The 18,589-nt window shown below is 74.8% G+C and carries 16 protein-coding genes; 5 read left to right on the forward strand and 11 right to left on the reverse strand.

Annotated features, from left to right (window positions below; genetic code table 11):
- Window positions 1-14: 14 nt before the first annotated feature.
- Both ABD385_RS20925 and ABD385_RS20930 read right to left on the reverse strand, forming a co-directional pair.
- On the reverse strand, window positions 15-1,391 hold the full coding sequence (locus ABD385_RS20925; RefSeq protein WP_425585447.1) for an aldehyde dehydrogenase family protein: 1,377 nt from the start codon (window positions 1,389-1,391) through the stop codon (window positions 15-17).
- A 173-nt stretch (window positions 1,392-1,564) separates the two neighbouring features.
- Window positions 1,565-2,209, reverse strand: coding sequence for a TetR/AcrR family transcriptional regulator (locus ABD385_RS20930; RefSeq protein ID WP_344578520.1), 645 nt, complete (start codon window positions 2,207-2,209; stop codon window positions 1,565-1,567).
- A 311-nt stretch (window positions 2,210-2,520) separates the two neighbouring features.
- Here ABD385_RS20930 and hmgA point away from each other — a divergent pair, with 311 nt between their 5' ends.
- Window positions 2,521-3,870, forward strand: coding sequence for a homogentisate 1,2-dioxygenase (gene hmgA, locus ABD385_RS20935; protein WP_344578522.1), 1,350 nt, complete (start codon window positions 2,521-2,523; stop codon window positions 3,868-3,870).
- 34 nt (window positions 3,871-3,904) lie between these two features.
- The gene (locus ABD385_RS20940; RefSeq protein WP_344578311.1) at window positions 3,905-4,654 is read left to right on the forward strand and encodes a GntR family transcriptional regulator; all 750 of its coding nucleotides are present in this window, start codon (window positions 3,905-3,907) and stop codon (window positions 4,652-4,654) included.
- A gap of 40 nt (window positions 4,655-4,694) precedes the next feature.
- Here ABD385_RS20940 and ABD385_RS20945 read toward each other — a convergent pair whose 3' ends face one another.
- Complete coding sequence (locus tag ABD385_RS20945; RefSeq protein ID WP_344578318.1) at window positions 4,695-6,080, reverse strand: MFS transporter; 1,386 nt, start codon at window positions 6,078-6,080, stop codon at window positions 4,695-4,697.
- Between the two features lie 162 nt (window positions 6,081-6,242).
- On the opposite strand from ABD385_RS20945, the gene ABD385_RS20950 reads away from it, so the two are divergent.
- Entirely contained in the window at window positions 6,243-7,511 is a 1,269-nt protein-coding gene (locus ABD385_RS20950) for a type ISP restriction/modification enzyme (RefSeq protein WP_344578321.1), read from the forward strand.
- A gap of 156 nt (window positions 7,512-7,667) precedes the next feature.
- Here ABD385_RS20950 and ABD385_RS20955 read toward each other — a convergent pair whose 3' ends face one another.
- On the reverse strand, window positions 7,668-7,931 hold the full coding sequence (locus ABD385_RS20955; protein ID WP_344578324.1) for a hypothetical protein: 264 nt from the start codon (window positions 7,929-7,931) through the stop codon (window positions 7,668-7,670).
- A gap of 239 nt (window positions 7,932-8,170) precedes the next feature.
- Complete coding sequence (locus tag ABD385_RS20960) at window positions 8,171-8,977, reverse strand: SGNH/GDSL hydrolase family protein (protein ID WP_344578331.1); 807 nt, start codon at window positions 8,975-8,977, stop codon at window positions 8,171-8,173.
- A 313-nt stretch (window positions 8,978-9,290) separates the two neighbouring features.
- On the opposite strand from ABD385_RS20960, the gene ABD385_RS20965 reads away from it, so the two are divergent.
- Entirely contained in the window at window positions 9,291-10,529 is a 1,239-nt protein-coding gene (locus ABD385_RS20965) for a S8 family peptidase (protein ID WP_344578332.1), read from the forward strand.
- A 71-nt stretch (window positions 10,530-10,600) separates the two neighbouring features.
- Here the strand turns inward: ABD385_RS20965 and ABD385_RS20970 are convergent, their stop codons facing one another.
- The 5 genes from ABD385_RS20970 to asnB form a co-directional block, all read right to left on the reverse strand.
- Window positions 10,601-11,308, reverse strand: coding sequence for a YoaK family protein (locus tag ABD385_RS20970; protein WP_344578333.1), 708 nt, complete (start codon window positions 11,306-11,308; stop codon window positions 10,601-10,603).
- Between the two features lie 521 nt (window positions 11,309-11,829).
- Window positions 11,830-12,795 carry a pirin family protein gene (locus ABD385_RS20975; RefSeq protein WP_344578334.1) on the reverse strand — a complete coding sequence of 322 codons (966 nt, stop codon included), beginning with the start codon at window positions 12,793-12,795 and terminating at the stop codon, window positions 11,830-11,832.
- Between the two features lie 41 nt (window positions 12,796-12,836).
- Window positions 12,837-13,628 (reverse strand): dimethylargininase, encoded by a 792-nt coding sequence (gene ddaH, locus ABD385_RS20980; protein WP_344578335.1) that lies wholly within the window; start codon window positions 13,626-13,628, stop codon window positions 12,837-12,839.
- A gap of 90 nt (window positions 13,629-13,718) precedes the next feature.
- Window positions 13,719-14,108, reverse strand: a complete 390-nt coding sequence (locus tag ABD385_RS20985) for a GntR family transcriptional regulator (protein WP_344578339.1) — start codon at window positions 14,106-14,108, stop codon at window positions 13,719-13,721.
- A 140-nt stretch (window positions 14,109-14,248) separates the two neighbouring features.
- Window positions 14,249-16,099 (reverse strand): asparagine synthase (glutamine-hydrolyzing), encoded by a 1,851-nt coding sequence (asnB, locus tag ABD385_RS20990; RefSeq protein WP_344578340.1) that lies wholly within the window; start codon window positions 16,097-16,099, stop codon window positions 14,249-14,251.
- Window positions 16,100-16,370: 271 nt separating this feature from the next.
- Here asnB and ABD385_RS20995 point away from each other — a divergent pair, with 271 nt between their 5' ends.
- The gene (locus ABD385_RS20995; protein WP_344578343.1) at window positions 16,371-17,300 is read left to right on the forward strand and encodes a GNAT family N-acetyltransferase; all 930 of its coding nucleotides are present in this window, start codon (window positions 16,371-16,373) and stop codon (window positions 17,298-17,300) included.
- A gap of 34 nt (window positions 17,301-17,334) precedes the next feature.
- On the opposite strand, the gene ABD385_RS21000 is transcribed toward ABD385_RS20995, so the two are convergent.
- Window positions 17,335-18,516: a methyltransferase domain-containing protein gene (locus tag ABD385_RS21000; RefSeq protein ID WP_344578344.1), complete on the reverse strand. Its 1,182-nt coding sequence runs from the start codon at window positions 18,514-18,516 to the stop codon at window positions 17,335-17,337.
- Window positions 18,517-18,589: the final 73 nt, after the last annotated feature.

Genomic DNA, 18,589 nt, shown 5'->3' on the forward strand with positions numbered 1-18,589 from the left:
GGCGGGCGGCGGGCTCAGAACTGGAGGGACTTGGTCTGGAGGTACTCGGCCAGGCCGTGCGGCCCCAGCTCCCGGCCGACCCCGGACTGCTTGTAGCCGCCGAACGGGGCGAGCGGGTTGAACCGGCCGCCGTTGATGTCGACCTGCCCGGTGTCCAGGCGGCGGGCGAACGCCACCGCGGTGGCGTCGTCGCCGGCCCAGACCGCGCCGGCCAGGCCGTAGACGGTGCCGTTGGCGATCCGCACCGCGTCGTCCTCGTCCTCGTAGCGCAGGACCGTCAGGACCGGGCCGAAGATCTCCTCCTGGGCGATGGTCATCTCCGGGGTGACCTCGGCGAAGACGGTGGGGTGCACGTAGAAGCCCGGTCCGGCGGGCGTCGCCGGGCCGCCGGCCACCGGCTTCGCGCCCTCCGCGACGCCGCGTTCGAGGTAGCCGACCACCCGGTCCCGCTGGCGGGCGCTGACCAGCGGGCCGAGCCGTTCGCCGGGGACGTACTTGGCGGTCGCGGCGACGGCCAGCGCGACGGCCTCGTCGTACTGGTCCCGGTGCACCAGCATCCGGGTCCAGGCGCTGCACGTCTGGCCGGAGTTGGCCATGACGTTGGCGACGCCGACCGCGACCGCCCGGCCCAGGTCGGCGCCGGGCAGGATGACGTTGGCGGACTTGCCGCCCAGTTCCAGCGCGACCCGCTTGACCGCGCCGCCGGCGAGCGCGCCGACACTCCGGCCCACCGCGGTCGAACCGGTGAAGGAGACCAGGTCGACGCCGTCGTGCTCGACCAGCGCGCGCCCGGCCACCGGGCCGAGGCCGGTGACGACGTTGACGACCCCGCCGGGTATCCGGGCCGCCTCGACGCACTCGGCGAACAGCCGGGCCACCAGCGGGGTGTCCTCGGCGGGCTTGAGGACGACCGGGCAGCCCGCGGCCAGCGCCGGGGCCACTTTGGCGACGATCTGGTGCAGCGGGTAGTTCCACGGGGTGATGGCGCCCACCACGCCGATCGGCTCGTGCAGCACGGTGGAGCTGCCGAGCCTCTCCTCGAAGGCATGCTCGCGGGCGAGCGCGGCGTACGAGCCGCAGACCGCGGCCGGCACCCCGGCGTGCACGGCGCGGCTGAAGGCGAGCGGTGCGCCGAGTTCGGCGGTGACGGTCCGCGCAATGTCCTCGGCGCGGGCGACGAGTTGGTCGTGCAGCGCGGCCAGCCGCTCGGCGCGGTCGGCGGGCGGGGTGGCGGCCCAGCCGGGCAGGGCCGCGCGGGCGGCCCGCACGGCGTCGTCCACGTCCTCGGCGGAGCCGGCCGGGACGGTGCCGATGACCTGCTCGTCGGCCGGATTGACGACCTCGATCGTGCCGCTGCCCCGCGCGGGGCGCCAGCGGCCGCCGATGTACATCGCTTCGTGGTGCGTCACGTGTGGTCCTCCCGGGCCGGCTGGTCGTGATCGGCACCCTAGGGGCGCCCTGGGGCACTTCCTAGGGGGACACCATCCAAACTAGCGCCGGTAGTTTCGTGGCCGCCAGCGCCCCACGTACCCGCCCGGGGCACCTCGGCCACCGGCCCGCCGCCCTACGACTCCCCGTCGCCGCTCCCGGCCCCGTCCCCGGCCCCGTCCCCGCCCGCGTCCAGATAGCGCGCCAGATAGGCCCGCAGCAGCTCCTTGGTCTCCGTGACGATCGCCGGATCGCCCGCCGGATCGGTGCGGAAGGCGAGCTGGAGCAGCGCGTCGGCGGTCTCGACGCCGACCAGGAACGCGGTGCGCAGCGGGGCGTCAGCGGGGTCCAGGCCGAGCCGCCCGGCGAGCAGGTGCAGCAGCCGGTCGGCGACCTCGTAGTTGGCCTGCCGGGACTCGCGCGGCGCCGGAACGGTGAACTCCACCAGGGCGAAGCCCGGCAGCGTCCGCTTCATGGCCAGGTACTCGTCGATCACCACGTCCATCGCGGCGCGCCAGCCCGCGGGCTGGTCGGGGGCGGTCAGCCGGGCGCTGATCCGGTCCGCGTAGGCGTCGAGGTTGCGCCGGGCGAGCGCCTCGGCCATGGCGCGCTTGTTGGGGAAGAAGCGGTAGACGGAGCCGATCGGGACGCCGGCGCGGCCGGCCACCGCGCGGGTGCTCAGCTCCTCGTACCCGGTCTCGTCGAGCAGTTCGGCACAGGCGTCGAGGATCCGGGCCAGGCGTTGCGCGCTGCGCCGCTGGACGGGTGCGCGGCGGAGCAGGGGCGGGGCCGCGGCGGCGGGCGGCTCGACGGGCGGCGGGGTGGGCGGCGAGGCGGGCGGGGGCGTCGAAGGCTGCACGTGGTCATCCTGCCCGGCGAGTGGGCCGGGGATGACCGTGCGGGGCGATCCGGCCACCGCGGCCGGGATTCCCGCGACTTTCGGCCCGGCTCGGATCGGGAGGTGCGCCACGTCGTTGACGTACCCCCGCCTCATTCCTAATGTCTTCCATAGGATTGCCTGAGGCCCTCCTCGGGTCCTGTGGTGCCTCGAAGTGCGTGGACGTCTTGTTCGGCGAGCGGCGGGAGCGTGTGATGGCGGGTACGGACAACGAGCGGGCGAGGAAGGCGGCCGAGGGGCTCGTCTACTCCTCCGGCTTCGGCAACGAGCACGGTTCGGAGGCGGTGCCCGGCGCCCTGCCGGTGGGCCGCAACTCCCCCCAGCGGGCGCCCCTCGGGCTCTACGCCGAGCAGCTCAGCGGCTCCGCGTTCACCGAGCCGCGGAGCCACAACCGCCGGTCCTGGCTGTACCGCATCCGGCCGTCGGCCGCGCATCCGCCGTTCGCCCGCGCCAACCGCGGCGAGATCCGCTCCGCACCGTTCACCGAGTGCCTGCCCGACCCCAACCGGCTGCGCTGGGACCCGCTCCCCGAGCCCGCCGACCCCACCGACTTCGTCGACGGCCTGTGGACGCTGGGCGGCAACGGCGACGCCACCCAGCGCACCGGCATGGCGGTGCACCTCTACCACGTCAACGCCTCCATGGAGCGGCGGGTGTTCGGCAACGCGGACGGCGAGCTGCTGATCGTGCCGGAGCGCGGCGGGCTGTTGCTGCGCACCGAGTTCGGGCTGCTGCGCGTCGAGCCGGGCCACGTGGCGCTGATCCCGCGCGGGGTCCGCTTCCGGGTCGAGCTGCTGGACGCCGCCGCCCCCGGCCAAGGCCGCCCGACGGCCCGCGGGTACGTCTGCGAGAACTACGGCCGCCCCTTCGAACTGCCCGCTCTCGGCCCGATCGGCGCCAACGGGCTGGCCAACCCCCGGGACTTCCTGGCCCCGACCGCCGCCTACGAGGACGTCGAGGGCCCGGTCGAGGTGGTCAACAAGTTCTGCGGCCAGCTGTGGACCGCGACCTACGACCACTCGCCGCTGGACGTGGTCGCCTGGCACGGCAACCACGTCCCGTACGTCTACGACCTGCGCCGCTTCAACGTCATCGGCTCCATCAGCTACGACCACCCGGACCCGTCGATCTTCACCGTGCTGACCTCGCCCTCGGACACCCCGGGGCTGGCCGGGGTGGACTTCGTGGTCTTCGCCCCGCGCTGGCTGGTCGGCGAGGACACCTTCCGGCCGCCGTACTTCCACCGCAACGTGATGACCGAGTACATGGGCCTCATCGAGGGCGCCTACGACGCGAAGGCCGCCGGCTTCGTGCCGGGCGGCGGCTCGCTGCACAACATGATGTCGGCGCACGGCCCGGACCGGGAGACCTTCGACCGGGCCAGCGCCGCCGAACTGGCCCCGCAGAAGATCGACGACGGGCTGGCCTTCATGTTCGAGACCCGATGGCCGCTGACCCTCACCGAGCAGGCCCGGGACGCCGGGCACCGCCAGCGCGGCTACGACGACGTGTGGCAGGGTCTCCAGCGCCACTTCCGCCCGTGACACCCAGACCAGCACCGCAGACCGGGGAACGCCCTTGACGACCTTCGCTCCCGACTCGCTCGCCCTGAACCGCAAGCTGCCGCTGTGGTACCAGGTCTCGCAGTCCCTGCGCGCCTCCATACTGGGCCGCTCCCCCGAGGCGCCGCTGCGGCTGCCCACGGAGGACGCGCTCGCCGCGCACTACGGCGTCAGCGTGCTGACGATGCGTCAGGCCCTCAAGGAGCTGGAGGAGGAGGGCCTGATCAGCCGGCACCGACGGCGGGGCACGTTCATCGAGCCGCACGCGCGGCGGGCCGCACCGGTGCGGCTGCTCGGCTCGGTGGACGCGATCGTGGCCCAGCAGTCCGGGATGAGCACCGTCGTACTGGAGCACGGGCCGGTACCGGTTCCCACCGAACTGTCCGAGTACTTTCCGGATCTGGCGGAGGTGGCCGGATTTCGGCGACTGCGCAGCGACGAGGCGACGGGGGAACCGACCAATCACGCGCGCAACTTCGTGCGCCCCGACGTCGCCGCCCGGGTCGACCTCGCGGACCTGGAGCGGTGGCCGATGACGAAGGTGCTGCGGGACGCGGTGGGCATCCGCATCGGCCGGATCACCGACACCGTCGAGGCGCGGCTGGCCGACCCCGAGACCGCCCGGCTGCTCAACGTGCCGCTGCTCAGCCCGATCCTGCACTACACCGGCATCACCCACGACGCCTCCGGGCGGGTGCTGGACGTCGCCCAGATCCACTACCGCGGCGACCGGTTCTCCTTCACGGTGACGCTGGACGCGCACTGAGCGCGGCGGCGCCGAACCGCCTCCGGGCGGGCGCGGGACGTCAGATCCGCTCCAGGCTCCGCCCCGTGCTGCGCGGCCCCAGCAGCACCACGTCCAGGCAGAGCAGCACCATCAGCGCCGCGGAACCGGCGAAGACCGCCGGAGCACCGAGGTCGGTCAGCACGCCGAGCGCGACGAACGGCAGCACGACCGACGTGAGCCGGGACAGCGAGTAGGCGATGCCGATCGCGCTGCTGCGCAGACCGGTCGGGAAGATCTCGGTCTGGTAGACGTGGAAGGCGTTGGAGAAGACGTTGCTGCACACCGTCAGCAGGACCCCGAAGGTGACGATCGCCCAGGTGGCGGTGGCGAAGCCGAAGGCCAGCCCGCAGCCGGCGATGCCGAGCGCGGCGGCGACGATCAGCGTCCGGCGCTCGATCCGGTCGATCAGCGGGACGGACAGCGCGGAGCCGAGCGGATAGCCGCAGTAGCTCAGCGCCGCGTACAGCAGCGAGTCGGTGACGGTGTACCCCTTGGCGGTGAGCACCACGGGCGCCAACGAGCCGAAGCCGTAGTAGCCCACGGTCTGGAGCACCTGGAAGATCCACCACATCACGGTCCGGCGCCGCTGCTCGCCGCGGAACATCGCCCCCAACGGCACCCGGCGTTCCGGGACGTCGGTGGTGTCCGGGACGGACGGCAGGCTGTTTCCGGTCTCCGCCACCACCCGCCGCTCGATGTCCGTGACGATGCGGTCGGCCTCCGCGCCGCGCCCGTGCACGCTCAACCACCGTGGCGACTCGGGCAGTTGCCGGCGCATCAGCTGGATGAAGGCGGCCCCCAGCGCGCCCACGACCAGCAGCCAGCGCCAGCCGTCCACGCCCAGCACCGGGTGCCCGGCCACCAGACGGGCGCCGAGCAGCGCCGCCACCGGGACGCCGACGAACCCGAGGGTGTACGCGTGGGCGAGGTAGCGGCCGCGGACCGCCCGCGGCAGGAACTCCGCCAAGTAGGTATCCACCAGGACGAGTTCGGCACCGAGGCCGAGACCGGCCAGGAAGCGCAGCGCCAGCAGCCAGCCCAGGTCCGGCGCGGCCGCAGCGGCCAGCGAGAAGCCCGCGTAACCGCCCAGGTTGACCAGGAACATCCGGCGCCGCCCGAGCCGGTCGGCGAGCACCGACAGCACGTTGGCGCCGACGAACATCCCCAGGAACCCGGCGGCGATCACCGCCGACTTCGCGGTGGGCCCCAGGCCCCACTGCTCGGCGAGGACCGCGGCGAGCACCCCGCCCAGGAAGATCTCGTAGAGGTCGAAGAAGGCCCCGATCCCGACGAGGAGGGTGACCTTGCGGTGCCACCGGGACGGCGGCAGCCGGTCCAACCGTGCGGCGACCCGCGTCCCGTTGGCGGTCCCGCGCCGTTCCGGCGCGGGGGAAGTCTCCGTCATCGCGGCCCTCCCTCGGCAGACGTACGGCCAGGACGGTACTCCGCCAAGATCAGCAGACGGAAGGGCGCCTGCGCCGGCCGGCAGCGGCGCGGGCGCCGTGAACGGGAGCCGCACCCGCCGCTACCATGCCGGGGGCAACCAACGGTCCGGGAGGGGCTCCGCGTGACGGCGAAGCAGGGCGCGCCAGGGGCGGCCGCGCCACGGCTGTCCGACCTGATGCCGTGGTCCGTGGCGCCGCTGCGCCCGGGCCGTTCCTGGGTGATGGGACCGGATCCGGCCACCCTGCGGGCCCGTTGGCAGGCGCTCGCCGACGCCGCGGACCCTGCCGTCCGCGAGCGGCTGTTCCGGCCGTCCCGGGCGCGCACCCTGCACTCCGCGGTCGGCCAGCTGCCCGGGCAGGACACCGGGACCGCCCGGCTGGCCCGGGCGGTCGGCCGCTGCCCGGAGCCGGTGCGGATCCTGCACGGCCCGTTCGACCGGCAGTGGCTGCTGCCCGACCACCGCCTGCTCGACGCGGCCCGCCCGGAGCTGTGGCGGGTGGCCGACGAACACCAGCTGTTCCTGGTGGAGTTGGGGCACGTCCCGCAGGCCGCGGGCCCCGCCGTGGTCTGCTCGGCGCTCCTGCCGGACGGCCGTTCCCCCGCCGGGCGGCCCGGCCGGATCCACCCGCTCTACCGCCGGCCCGGCGGCGTCGAGCCCAACCTCGCCCCCGGTCTGGTCGCGCTCCTCGCCCACCGCCTGGACCGCCCGGTGCGGCCGACCGACCTGCTCGCCTGGATCACCGCCACCGCCGCGCACTCCCCCGACGGCACCGCGGTGCCGCTCACCGCCGACCCGGACCTCTGGGACCGCGGGGTGGCGCTCGGCACCCGGCTGCTCTGGCTGGGCACCTGGGGCGCGCACCACGGCGGCGCCGACGGGTCGGCCGGGCGGCCACGGCTCCCGGGCGGCCGGCGGCCCTACGTACGGGCCGCCCTGCCGACCCGCGGGCTGCCGCGGACCCTCGACTACGACCCCGACGACGAGGCGCTGCTGCTGGGCGACGGCCGGATCTCACCGGTGCCGGCGGGTGCCTGGGAGTTCCACGCCGGGGGCGTACGGGTGCTGGAGCAGTGGTTCGCGCAACGCACTGGGAGTGCGACCGCGGGCGGCGAGCCCCCCGAGCCCGGTTCCCTGGCGGCGCTGCGCCCCGCCGCCTGGCCGCAGGAGTGGACCTCGGAGCTGCTGGAGCTGGTCACCGTCCTGGCGCTGTGGGGCGAACTGGCGCCGCGGGTGGCCGAGTTGGGGCGGGCGGTGGCGGCGGGGCCGCGGTTCGGGGTGGCGGAGCTGCGGGCCGCCGGGGTGCTGCCGGTGCCGGCCGCGACGACCCGGCCGGCGTCCGTGCTGGACCACCAAGAGGAAGGGCCGGAGGGTCAGTTCGCCCTGTGGTGAGCCGTCGCCGCGCCGCGCGGCCCCGCCCGCGCGCGGGTACACAAAGAACCACCCGCCATGGGGTGACGGGTGGTGAGAAACAGGCACCGGGCGGCGGCGTTGCGCCGGGCCGGGACGGTGGGTCGCCTGAGCCGGTGGTGCCGCTTCAGGGGCGGCTCAGCCGTGGCCGCCGAAGAGCGAACGGCGCAACCTGCGCAACGGCGCGAACAGCGACACGCGGTGGCCGCGGCTCTTGACCGTGCGCGTGTGGTCACGCGCGGTGAGCTCCTGCATCAGTGACGTGGCGCCCTCCGCCTCACGCTGCGGGATGGCGGGACCGCCGAGCACCGCGAGATGGCGGTCGAGCCGCGCACTGGTCGCGCTGCTCCCGCACGTGATGGCAGGGACTCTCGCCCTGCTGCGCATTGTTATCTGTTCCATGACTCTCCCCACCCGTACGAGGGCACCCGGCCAACGGGCAGGGTAACCCTATCTCTCTTGGAGGACACGCGTGCAGACCGGTCAACGGATTCACCTGCCATGCCTTGACGTTGACGAACACCATACGGAATGTCACGTACAGCACGCGTGCCAGGGCGAGTTGAGGGAGCGCACGGGGTGCCCGACGGGGCGTGGCGCGGAGGCGGGGAGCCCCTCCTCCGCGCCCTGTGCACGGAAGGTCACGCAGCGGAGCCGAACACCGGGAGGTAGCCGCCGGCTTGGCCGGCGGCGGTGGGGTGGTAGGACTCGTCGACGGGATAGGTCACGCTGTGCAACCACGGGCTGCCGGAGCACAGCTCGTGGCCGGCGAAGGTCGAGTTGACATCGGCGAAGGCGAAGCCGTGGTCGGCGGCCCGCTTGGCGATGACGCCGTTGATGTCGTCGGCCGCGGCGTTGACGGCGGTCCGGGACTTCTCGGTGAGGCCGCCGACGCAGACGCCGTTGAGCTTGTAGAAGTGCGGGTACCCCAGGGCGACGACGTGGGCGGACGGGGCCTTGTTGGTGATGGCCGCGTACACGGTGTCGAGCTTGCCGGGGAGGGTGTTCTTGATGTAGGCGCGGGCCTGGTCGATCCGGGCGAGGCAGGCGCTCTCGCCCTGGAGGGCACAGGTCGTCATGGTGTCGGCGAATCCGGCGTCGTTGCCGCCGATGGTGATGCTGACCAGGCTCGTGGCGGAGCCGAGCGCCCCAAGCTGGCCGCTGACGACATCACCCGTTCGGGCTCCCGAACATGCGGCGAACGAGAACGACGAGGGGGAGTGCGCGGCCGCCCAGAGGGCCGGGTAGGCCTTGGTGCTGCGCTTGCACGCGCCGCTGCCGCTGTCGTAGCTGCCGGAGCCGACGCCGGCCGAGTAGGAGTCACCGAGGGCCACATAGCCCCCGGTGGCGGTGAGTTGGGCTGCCTCGGCCGCGCCGGCGCCGGTCAGCGCGAGCGACGAAGCAACGAAGAAGGCGGATGTCAATGCCGCGAAACGGGACACTCTCATGGAACCTCCCATAGCAGGATCTCTGCGTGATCCGTCGTACCAAGAGTCCCGCGTCGCCGGCAGTGTCCATGCCAAAAGTCGTACAGAGTTCACGAACAATCTGCCGATGTGTCAGGTTCATCACTGCGGCGCCATTGCCTTTCCATGACGTGCATATGACATCCCGTTGGGACTCTTGATACCTGGGTGCGACTCATCGAACCTTTTGACGGTCGGTCACGGACTTTCCCAGATCGACCGATTGCGTACGACCCCGTACGCCCCACCTGCGCGCGCACCACGGCGCGCCACCGATGAGGAGGACTCCCTCGCGATGGCAGTGATGCGTTCCACCACCCCCCGCGCCGACCGCCGGCGCTCCCGCACCCTCCGGATCGCCGCGGCGGTCACCACCGCCACGGCCGCCGCCACGCTCGGCGCCCTGGTGCTGCCCGCCCAGGCGGCGCCCGCCCAGGGCACCGTCGTCGGCGCCGGCGCCGCGGACGCCGTGCACGGCAGCTACCTCGTCACGCTCAAGCCGACCGCGGGCCTGAAGGCCGCCTCGGCGGACGGCCGCGGCGTGATATCCGCCTACGGCGGCACCGTCCAGCGCACCTACACCGCCGCGCTCAACGGCTACGCCGTCACCCTGTCCGAGGCCCAGGCCAGACGGCTGGCGGCCGACCCCGCCGTCGACCGCGTCTACCAGGACCGCACCGTGCACGCCCTGGACACCCAGGACAACCCGCCGTCCTGGGGGCTGGACCGGATCGACCAGGCGAAGCTGCCGCTGGACAAGAAGTACGCCTACCCCGCCACCGGTGGCGCCGGCGCCACCGTGTACGTCATCGACACCGGCGTCCGGATCTCCCACCAGGAGTTCGGCGGCCGGGCGTCGAACGGCTACGACGCGATCGACAACGACAACGTCGCGCAGGACGGCAACGGCCACGGCACCCACGTCGCGGCCAACATCGCCGGCACCTCGTACGGCGTGGCCAAGAAGGCGAAGATCGTCGCCGTGCGGGTGCTGAACAACTCCGGCTCCGGCACCACCGCCCAGGTCGTCGCCGGCATCGACTGGGTCACCAAGAACCACAAGGGCCCGTCGGCGGCGAACGTGTCGCTCGGCGGCGGCCCGGACGCCGCGCTGGACGCCGCGGTGCAGAACTCCATCAAGAGCGGCGTGACCTACGCGGTCGCCGCCGGCAATTCGGGGGACAACGCGCAGAACTACTCCCCCGCGCGGGTCCCCGAGGCCCTCACCGTCGGCGCGACGACCTCGACCGACGCCCGCGCCTCGTACTCCAACTACGGCTCCCGGGTCGACCTGTTCGCGCCCGGCAGCAGCATCACCAGCGCCTGGAACACCAGCGACACCGCCACCAACACCATCTCCGGGACCTCGATGGCCACCCCGCACGTCGCGGGCGCCGCCGCGGTCTACCTCGCCGGGCACCCGACGGCCACGCCGGCCCAGGTCGCCACGGCCCTGGTGAACGGCGCCACCTCCGGGGTCGTGACCGGCCCCGGCAGCGGCTCGCCCAACAAGCTGCTGAAGCTCGTCCCGTAAGGCACCGCGGCGCGCGCGGGGTGCCCTGCGCGCGCCCCGTCCCAAGGGGCGCAGCGTCGACGGCTGACCGGTCAGCCGTCGGCGCTGCGCCCGTGCGCGAGCCCCGGGACGAGGAGGGCGGTGGCCGCCACGGTCACCGCCGCCAGCAGCACCACCAGCGAGGTGCGGGTGCCCAGCCCGATCAGCCACGCCCCCAGCAGCCCGCCCAGCAGCATCGCGCCCACCGACGTCAGCCGGCGGGGCACGGCGTGGCTGCCGTAGCCCAGCCGACGATCGCCGCCCAACACCGAGCCGCTCACCAGGGCCGTCATCGCGCGGGTCTCCACCGTCGTGCTGAGGTCCGCGGCGCCCACCCGCAGCGCGGTGACGTTGCGCATGCCCATCGCCGCCGCCATCAGGGCGATGGCCAGGTAGCGCTGCTCGTCCGTCAGCCCCCGGGCCGCACCGGTGCCCCAACTGGCCACCGCCGCACCGACCAGCAGCGCCGCCTCAAGAAGCAGGGCGACCGGGAACCACGGGCGCCGGCGCCGGGCCAGGGCGGACTCCACCCGCGCCCCGGCCACCGCCCCGGCCAGGAACGCGCCCAGCGAGATCACCGTGGCGGCCACCGGCAGCCCGCCCTGTCGGGCGATGCCGAAGCCGAGGAAGAGCAGGTTGCCGGTCTGGGTGGCGGTGAAGACGTGACCGAGGGTCAGGAAGCTGGCGGCGTCGAGCACTCCGGTCACCACGGTCAGGCACACCATGACCACCGTCAGGGCGGCTCCGGTCGGCGGCTCCACGGATGCGGCTCCTTCCACCGGGCACCTCGGGTCGGCGTCCGGCCAGTCTCCGCACCGGTGGGGGCGACGCCGGGCCATTGCGCCGTCAGTGGGCGCCCCGGCCGGGGCGGCGGCACCCCGTGCGCGCCGCCCGCCCCGCACATCACCAACAGCAGCGCCAACGCCGCCACCCCGACCACCACCGCCACCCCGAAGGCCGTCCCCCGGTGCCCCTGCGGGCGCCCGTCGGCCGCCCGCTCCGGCCCGGCACGCCCCTGACGTTCCCCACCACGACGTCGCACGGCGGACCACCCTAGGCAGGCCCCGACCGGCGCGGACAGGGCGCGTCCGCGGCGCACGGACCGCACGCCGACCGTCCACGGACCGCTCGGGGCCCGGCCCGCTCCCCGGGCACGCGGCACGCCCTCGGGGCACGCCCCCAACGTGCCCGCGGCCGCGGCGCGATCTCTGGGGACACGACCTCGGGACGTGGCGTCAGTAACGGCGTTACAGGGCGTCCGGGCCGCCGGTGCCCGGCCGGGTCAGCGGGCCCGGCCGCGCGGCTTGAGCGGGACCGGCGGGAGTTCCGGGGCGAGCAGCCGGTCACCGGCGTAGCCGCGGACGGTGCCGAAGCCCTCGCCGCCGGCGTTCCACGCCGCACGGGCGGCGGCGATCTCGTCGCCGGTGCGCCCGACGAAGTTCCACCACATGACGATCTCCTCCTCGAAGGGTTCGCCGCCGAGGAGCAGCAGGTCGCCGGCTTCGGCGGCGCGCACCGGGAGGTCGGTGCGGCCGCACCCGAGGTAGAGCAGCGAACCGGGCGTCAGCGGGACGCCGTCGACCTCGGGGGCGCCCGCGATGGTCAGTGCGGCGTACTCGAAGTCCGGGTCGAGGGGCAGCCGGGCGTCGGTGCCGGCGGCGAGGGCGAGGTCGGCGCCGACCAGGGGGGTGTAGGTGGTGCCCGGCGAGGCCGCACCGGCCAGTTCGCCCATGAAGACGGTGGCGCGCAGCCCGCCGCCGCCGGTGACGACGGGCAGGTCCGCGTGGTGCTCGAAGGCGGGGGCGGTGGCCCGGTGCGCGTCGGGCAGCGCCACCCAGAGCTGGGCGCCGTGCAGGACGTCGGGGTGGTGGCGCGGCGACTCCTCGGAGTGGGCGATGGCGCGGCCCGCGGTCATCAGGCCCAGTTCGCCGGGGCGCACCGTCTGGAGGGAGCCCAGGCTGTCCCGGTGCAGGACCTCGCCTGCGCGCAGCCAGCTGACGGTCTGGAGGCCGATGTGCGGGTGCGGCGGGACCTGCATGCCGGGCTCGTCCGCGATGTCGTCGGGGCCGTAGTGGTCCACGAAGCACCAGGCGCCGACCATGCGGCGGCCCAGGTTGGGCAGGAGGCGGCGGACCAGGGTGCTCTCGCCGAGCGGGACCTGCTTGCCGGGCTGGAGTTCGCGGACCGGGCCGGTGTGGCGGTTGCCGCCGCAGCGGGTGGGGGTGGGGCGGAGGTCGAGGTTGCTCATGGGGCAAGGATGCCCCGGCCCGTCGTCGGGGTGACGTCGCGTCACCTCCGTCCCGGATCCTCCACCAGGTCGCGCAGGCGCACCGACAGACAGGTGACGCAGCCCTCGCGCTTCTCGAACTCGCTGATGTCGACCGGCACCGGGCGGTAGCCGAGCCGGGTGAACAGCCGGGCGGTGCGGGGTGCGGAGGCGGCCATCAGGAGCGCGTCGCCGCCCAGGAGGACCACGTGCGCGCCCGCCTCCTCCAGGACCGGCCGGAACTGCGGGAAGACCGAGGGGTCCTCGACGAACGGCAGGTAGCCGATGACGGTGCCGTCGGGCAGGGCGGTGACCGCCGACTTCAGGTGCAGCACCCGCCGGTGCGGCACCGCGACCACCCGGGCGCCCAGCGGCTCGAAGGCGGCGCGCAGTTGGCGCACGCCCTCGGCGTTGGTGCGGCAGCCGCGGCCGACGTACACGGTGTCCCCGACCTTGAGGACATCGCCGCCGTCGAGCGTGCCGGGGGCGCGGACGGCGTTGAGGGAGCAGCCCAGCGCCGCGGCGGCCTCGCGGGCGGCCGGGAGCTCGGGGCGGCGGGACTCGGCGCCGGAGCGGGCGAGCAGGGCGACGTTGCGGAAGACGACCATGGTGTCCTCGACGAAGACCGCGTCGGGGCAGTCGTCGGCGGGCGCCACCTCGGTGGTCCGCCAGCCGTGGTCGCGCAGCACCTGGACGTAGGTCTCCCACTGGTGCAGGGCCAGCGCGGGGTCCACGGGTTGCCGGTCGAGGTGGGTGACCAGGCCCTCGGCGAGGCGGGGGCCGGGGCGTCGGACGAGGGCGAGCCGGCTGGGCATGGTCTCCTCCGGTGCTGGGGCGGGGCACGGACCGGGCTGCCGGGTGGGCCCCGGTCGCGGGCCGGTTGGTGCGCGGTGCCGCGGGCTTCCTCAGGCTCCGCTGTCGTAGGTGGCGCGCAGTGCGTCGGTGACGGCGGCGAGCGCGGCGGTGCGGTCCAGGCCGAGCCGCTGGGCGCGGTGGGCGTAGGCCGCGGCGGCCGCGGCGGCCTCCTTGTCGGCGGCGTCGCCGGCCGCGGCGACGAAGCTGCCGTTGCGGCCGCGGGTCTCGATCACCCCGTCGGTCTCCAGGGCCCGGTACGCCTTGGCGACGGTGTTGGCGGCCAGGCCCAGGTCCTCGGCGAGGCCGCGGACGGTGGGGAGTTTGTGGCCGACCGGCAGGGTGCCGGTGCGGGCCTGGTCGGCGATCTGCGTGCGGACCTGTTCGAACGGGGCCTCGGCCGCCGCCGGGTCGATGGTGATCGTCAGGGACTGCGGGGACACGGTGGCGCTCCTGGTGCTGGTGGTGACGCGGGCGGCGGGTGCGCGGGGTGCGCGCGTCCGCCGGCGCGGGGTGCGCGGTTTTGTCGCATCCATTGTGCGTCAGGAGCGGCCACCGTGCCCGGAGAGGGGGCCGCGGCGGCCTACAGCTCCAGGGTGGTTCCGGTGGTGCGCAGCCAGGCGTCCATGCCAAGGACGAGTTCGGCAGCGGGGCGGACGTCGTGGTCGGCGCCGGCGGCGGTGGCCGCGGCGAGCACCTCGGAGTCCAGCAGCGGGCGGACGGGGGCGTCGCGGTCCGCGGCCAGCTCCTTGAGCTCGCTGCGCAGCGCCTCGTTGTAGCCCGGATCCTGGGTGCTCGGGTAGGGGCTCTTGACGCGGTCGGCGACCAGGTCGGGCAGCACGTCGCGGGTGGCGGCGCGCAGCAGCGACTTCTCCCGGCCGTCGAACGTCTTCATCGCCCACGGGGTGTTGAAGACGTAGTCGACCAGGCGGTGGTCGCAGAACGGCACCCGGACCTCCAGGCCGACGGCCATGCTGGCGCGGTCCTTGCGGTCCAGGAGGATCTGCACGAAGCGGGTCAGGTGCAGGTAGCTGACCTCGCGCATCCGGCGCTGGTGGCCGGTGTCGCCGTCCAGGTAGGGGACTTCGGCGAGCGCCTCGCGGTAGCGCTGCTGCTCGTAGCCGGGCAGGTCCAGCCGCTTGAGCAGGGCGCGGTCCAGGAGCGCCTCGCGGACCGAGTTGCCGCCGGAGAACCGGCCGGACAGGCCGGCGGCGACCCAGGGGAAGGTGTCGGCGTAGACCGACTCCGGGTCGTGGAACCAGCGGTAGCCGCCGAAGACCTCGTCCGCCGACTCGCCGGACAGGGCGACCGTGGACTGCTCGCGGACCGCCTTGAACAGCAGGTAGAGCGAGGTGTCGCCGTCGCCGAACCCGTTGGGCAGGTCGCGGGCGGCCAGCACCGCGGCGCGGTGGCCGGGGTCCATCAGGGCGGCGGTGTCCAGCACGATGTCGTGGTGGTCGGAGCCGACGTGTTCGGCCAGGGCGTGCGCGTACGGGCCGTCGGGGGTGCCGCGCAGGTCGTCGGGGGTGAAGTTCTCGGTGTAGCCGGTGAAGTCGACGGCGAACGAGCGGACCGGGCCGCTGCCCTGGGCGGCCAGCGCCTTGGCGGAGAGCGCGGTGATCGCGGAGGAGTCCAGGCCGCCGGAGAGCAGGGTGCACAGCGGCACGTCGGCGATCAGCTGGCGGGCGACGATGTCGTCGAGCAGCTCCCGGACGCGGGCGACGGTGGTGTCCAGGTCGTCGGTGTGCTCGCGGGCTTCGAGGGCCCAGTAGCGGCTGACGTGGACGCCGTTGCGGTCGACGCGGACCACGTGCCCGGGGCGGACCTCGTGCAGGCCCTTGTAGACGGCGTGGCCGGGCGTCTTGGTGAAGGTGATCAGTTCGGCGAGGCCCTCGGCGTCGACGGCCGGGCGGACGTCCGGGTGGGCGTGCACCGCCTTGGGCTCCGAGCCGAAGAGGACGCCGTCGCGGGTCGGGTAGTAGAAGAGCGGCTTGATGCCCATCCGGTCGCGGACCAGCAGGAGGTGCTCGGTGCGCGGGTCCCAGAGCGCGAAGGCGTACATGCCGTTGAGGCGCTCGACGAACGCCTCGCCCCACTCCAGGTAGGCGTGCAGCACGACCTCGGTGTCGCTGTTCGTCCGGAAGGCGTGGCCCAGTTGCGTCAACTCGGCGCGCAGTTCCCGGTAGTTGTAGACCTCGCCGCTGTAGGTCGTGACGATCAGGGTGCGGCCGTCGTGTGCGACGCTCATCGGTTGCTTGCCGCCGTCGATGTCGATGACGGCGAGCCGGCGGTGCCCCAACGCGGCGTGCGGGCCGAGCCATATGCCGCCGGCGTCGGGGCCGCGGCAGGCCATGGTCCGGGTCATCGCCTCAAGGGTGGGGCGTTGGGTGGTGAGGTCGTTGTCGTAGGAGATCCATCCGGTGATTCCGCACATGCTGGCGGCTCCTCCTTCGGGGTACGCCGGGCCGCGCGCGTTCCCGGCGGCGGCCTGCGCGATCACCGTACGCCCGGGTAGTTGCAGTGGCCACCTATACGTCGGGGCGACCGTCCGGAATGAGCCACGCCGCCACCGTTCACCGGACCGGCGCCGGCCCGGCACCCGTGCGACGCCCGGTCGGGGCAGCCGGCGGGCCCGCCCCGACCCGCCGTCGCGGCCCGGAAAATGGCGCGGTGCAGCGGGCCGCACCGGCGTACCGTGCGCGACCATGACGCTCACCGTGCGCGACTTCCGCCCCGCCGACGCCAAGGCCGTCGCCGACCTGCGCCGGGCCGCCGTGCCGTTCCTGCTCGCGACCCCGCAGGGCGTCGCCTGGCAGGTCGCCGCGGCGCCCCCTGCGCAACGGCTGCGCGCGCTGGTCGCCGTACGCGACGGCCGGGTGGTCGGCCAGCTCAACGCCGGGCTGCTGCACCAGGCCGGCCTGCCGGGGCAGGGACTGGTCACCGCCCTCGTCCACCCCGACCACCGGGGGCGCGGCGCGGGCAGCGCGCTGCTGGCCGCCGGCGAGGCGCACCTGAGCGCGCTCGGCATGCGCCGCGGCCACGCCCGGACCGTGGACGAACCCCGTTCGCTGGCCTTCGCCGCGCGGCACGGCTACCGCCCCACCCGCCGCGCCGACTTCCTCCGGCTCGCCCTCGCGCAGGCCGCGCTCCCGCCGCTGCCCGCCGCCCTCCCGCCGGGCGTCGGCCTGTGCACCGGCGCGGACTTCGGGGCCGATCCGCGCCCCGTGTACGCGGCGGACGCGGAGGCCGCCGCGGACCAACCGGCCGACGTCGCCGCCGACGCCGTCAGCTACCCGGACTGGCTGCGCACCACCTGGGAGCATCCCGACGTCGACCTGGGCCTGACCACGGTGGTCACCGTCGACGGCGCGGTCGCCGCGTACACCGTGGCCGCCACCGACGACCGGGGCCGCTACGCGACCCTCATGACCGGCTGCCGCCGCGCCTTCCGCGGCCGGGGCCTGGCCAGGCTCGCCACGACCGACGCCCTGCGCCGCGCCCGGGACGCCGGCTGCACCGAGGCCCTCACCGGCAACGACGTCACCAACGCCGCCATGCTGGCCATCAACCGCGCGTTCGGCTACCGGCGGTGCGGCGGAGAGGTGCGGCACGTGCGGGAGTGGGGGCGGGGGTGAGCCGGGGCGGAAACGCACCGGGCGGGGGCGGCCCTCACGGCGCGGCGCCGCCCCCGCCGCCCCCGCCGTCCAGGGCGACCGCGCGGCCCGGGCCGGCCGGGTCGTGGGCGACGGCGTCGCCGGGCCGGTGCCAGTGGAGCAGGAAGCGGTGGCCCGCGCGCAGCCCCTCCAACCCGGCGCGGCAGTAGGCGACCATGTCGTCCGGCAGGGCGTCGAGCGGGTACCACGCCAGCCCCGCGCACTTGTCCGGTTCGCGGTTGTGCGGTTCGCCGCCCGCCCCGTACGCCGCCTCGAAGAACCAGCCGATCCGGGGCCGCGCGGGCGGCGGCGCGCAGTGCTGCATCACCAGCGCCACCCGCACGTCCTCTGGCGCCAGGCGCAGCCCCAGCTCCTCCGCGGCCTCGCGCAGGAGCGCGGCGCGGACGTCCTCGCCGTCCTCGGCGTGCCCGGAGGGACAGTTGAGCAGGCCGTCCGCGTAGCCGGTCCCCGCGCGGCGGGCCAACAGCACCTCGTCGCCGCGGCGGAGCACCAGGTGGACGTCGACGATTTCGGTGTGGCGCGGCCGGGGCGCGGCCCGCCCCGCCGCCACCCGCACGACCATCGCGTACCGCTCGTCGCGCACCTCCCGGCCCCACAGCGTCGGGTCGGCGGACAGCGGGTCGAGCTCGGTGCGGGCCGCCAACGGGCCGGTCAGCGCGGTGAGTTCGGCGACGGAGAGGCCCACGGGGGCGGACTCGCCCCAGCGGCCCTCGACGAGCACCAGGCGGCCGCCGGGGGCCAGCAGCCCCGCCCAGCGCCGGAGGACGGCCGCCGGGTCCGAAAGCGCCCACAGCACGTGCCGCACCAGGACCACGTCGAACCGCCGCCGACCGAAAGGGGGTCGGCCGGCGTCGCCGACGACGAACCGGGCGGATCGGCCGGCGAGCTTCGTCCGGGCGCGGGCGAGCATGGCCGGCGAGCGGTCGACCCCGGTGACCCGGTGGCCCTGCTCGGCGGCGAGCAGGGCCAGGCTGCCGGTGCCGCACCCGAGGTCGAGGACCTCGGAGGGTTCGGCGGGCAGCCAGCTGCGCAGCCGGGCGGCCCAGGCGGCACGGACGGCCGGGTCCCGCAGGCCGTGGTCGGGCTCGGTGTCGTAGGTCGCGGCGGCGGCCTCCCAGTAGGCGGCGGACGGAACGGGCGGCGGTGGCGCCGGGTCGGCGGGGGTGGGGGCGCTCATGGTCCGAGGGTGCCAGCGGGCACTGACAACGGGCCGCGCCGGCGGCGGCGACCGGGCGGTGCGGGGGCCGGCT

Source organism: Streptomyces lunalinharesii, assembly GCF_039532155.1.
GTDB lineage: Bacteria > Actinomycetota > Actinomycetes > Streptomycetales > Streptomycetaceae > Streptomyces > Streptomyces lunalinharesii.

Excerpts from the sequence above, each read along its gene's own strand:
- ABD385_RS20925 (WP_425585447.1), bottom strand. The coding sequence starts at position 1,391 with ATGTACATCGGCGGCCGCTGGCGCCCCGCGCGGGGCAGCGGCACGATC.
- ABD385_RS20975 (WP_344578334.1), bottom strand. The coding sequence starts at position 12,795 with ATGAGCAACCTCGACCTCCGCCCCACCCCCACCCGCTGCGGCGGCAAC.
- hmgA (WP_344578522.1), top strand. The coding sequence starts at position 2,521 with ATGGCGGGTACGGACAACGAGCGGGCGAGGAAGGCGGCCGAGGGGCTC.
- ABD385_RS21000 (WP_344578344.1), bottom strand. The coding sequence starts at position 18,516 with ATGAGCGCCCCCACCCCCGCCGACCCGGCGCCACCGCCGCCCGTTCCG.
- ABD385_RS20960 (WP_344578331.1), bottom strand. The coding sequence starts at position 8,977 with ATGAGAGTGTCCCGTTTCGCGGCATTGACATCCGCCTTCTTCGTTGCT.
- ABD385_RS20955 (WP_344578324.1), bottom strand. The coding sequence starts at position 7,931 with ATGGAACAGATAACAATGCGCAGCAGGGCGAGAGTCCCTGCCATCACG.
- ABD385_RS20995 (WP_344578343.1), top strand. The coding sequence starts at position 16,371 with ATGACGCTCACCGTGCGCGACTTCCGCCCCGCCGACGCCAAGGCCGTC.
- ABD385_RS20965 (WP_344578332.1), top strand. The coding sequence starts at position 9,291 with ATGGCAGTGATGCGTTCCACCACCCCCCGCGCCGACCGCCGGCGCTCC.
- ddaH (WP_344578335.1), bottom strand. The coding sequence starts at position 13,628 with ATGCCCAGCCGGCTCGCCCTCGTCCGACGCCCCGGCCCCCGCCTCGCC.
- asnB (WP_344578340.1), bottom strand. The coding sequence starts at position 16,099 with ATGTGCGGAATCACCGGATGGATCTCCTACGACAACGACCTCACCACC.
- ABD385_RS20945 (WP_344578318.1), bottom strand. The coding sequence starts at position 6,080 with ATGACGGAGACTTCCCCCGCGCCGGAACGGCGCGGGACCGCCAACGGG.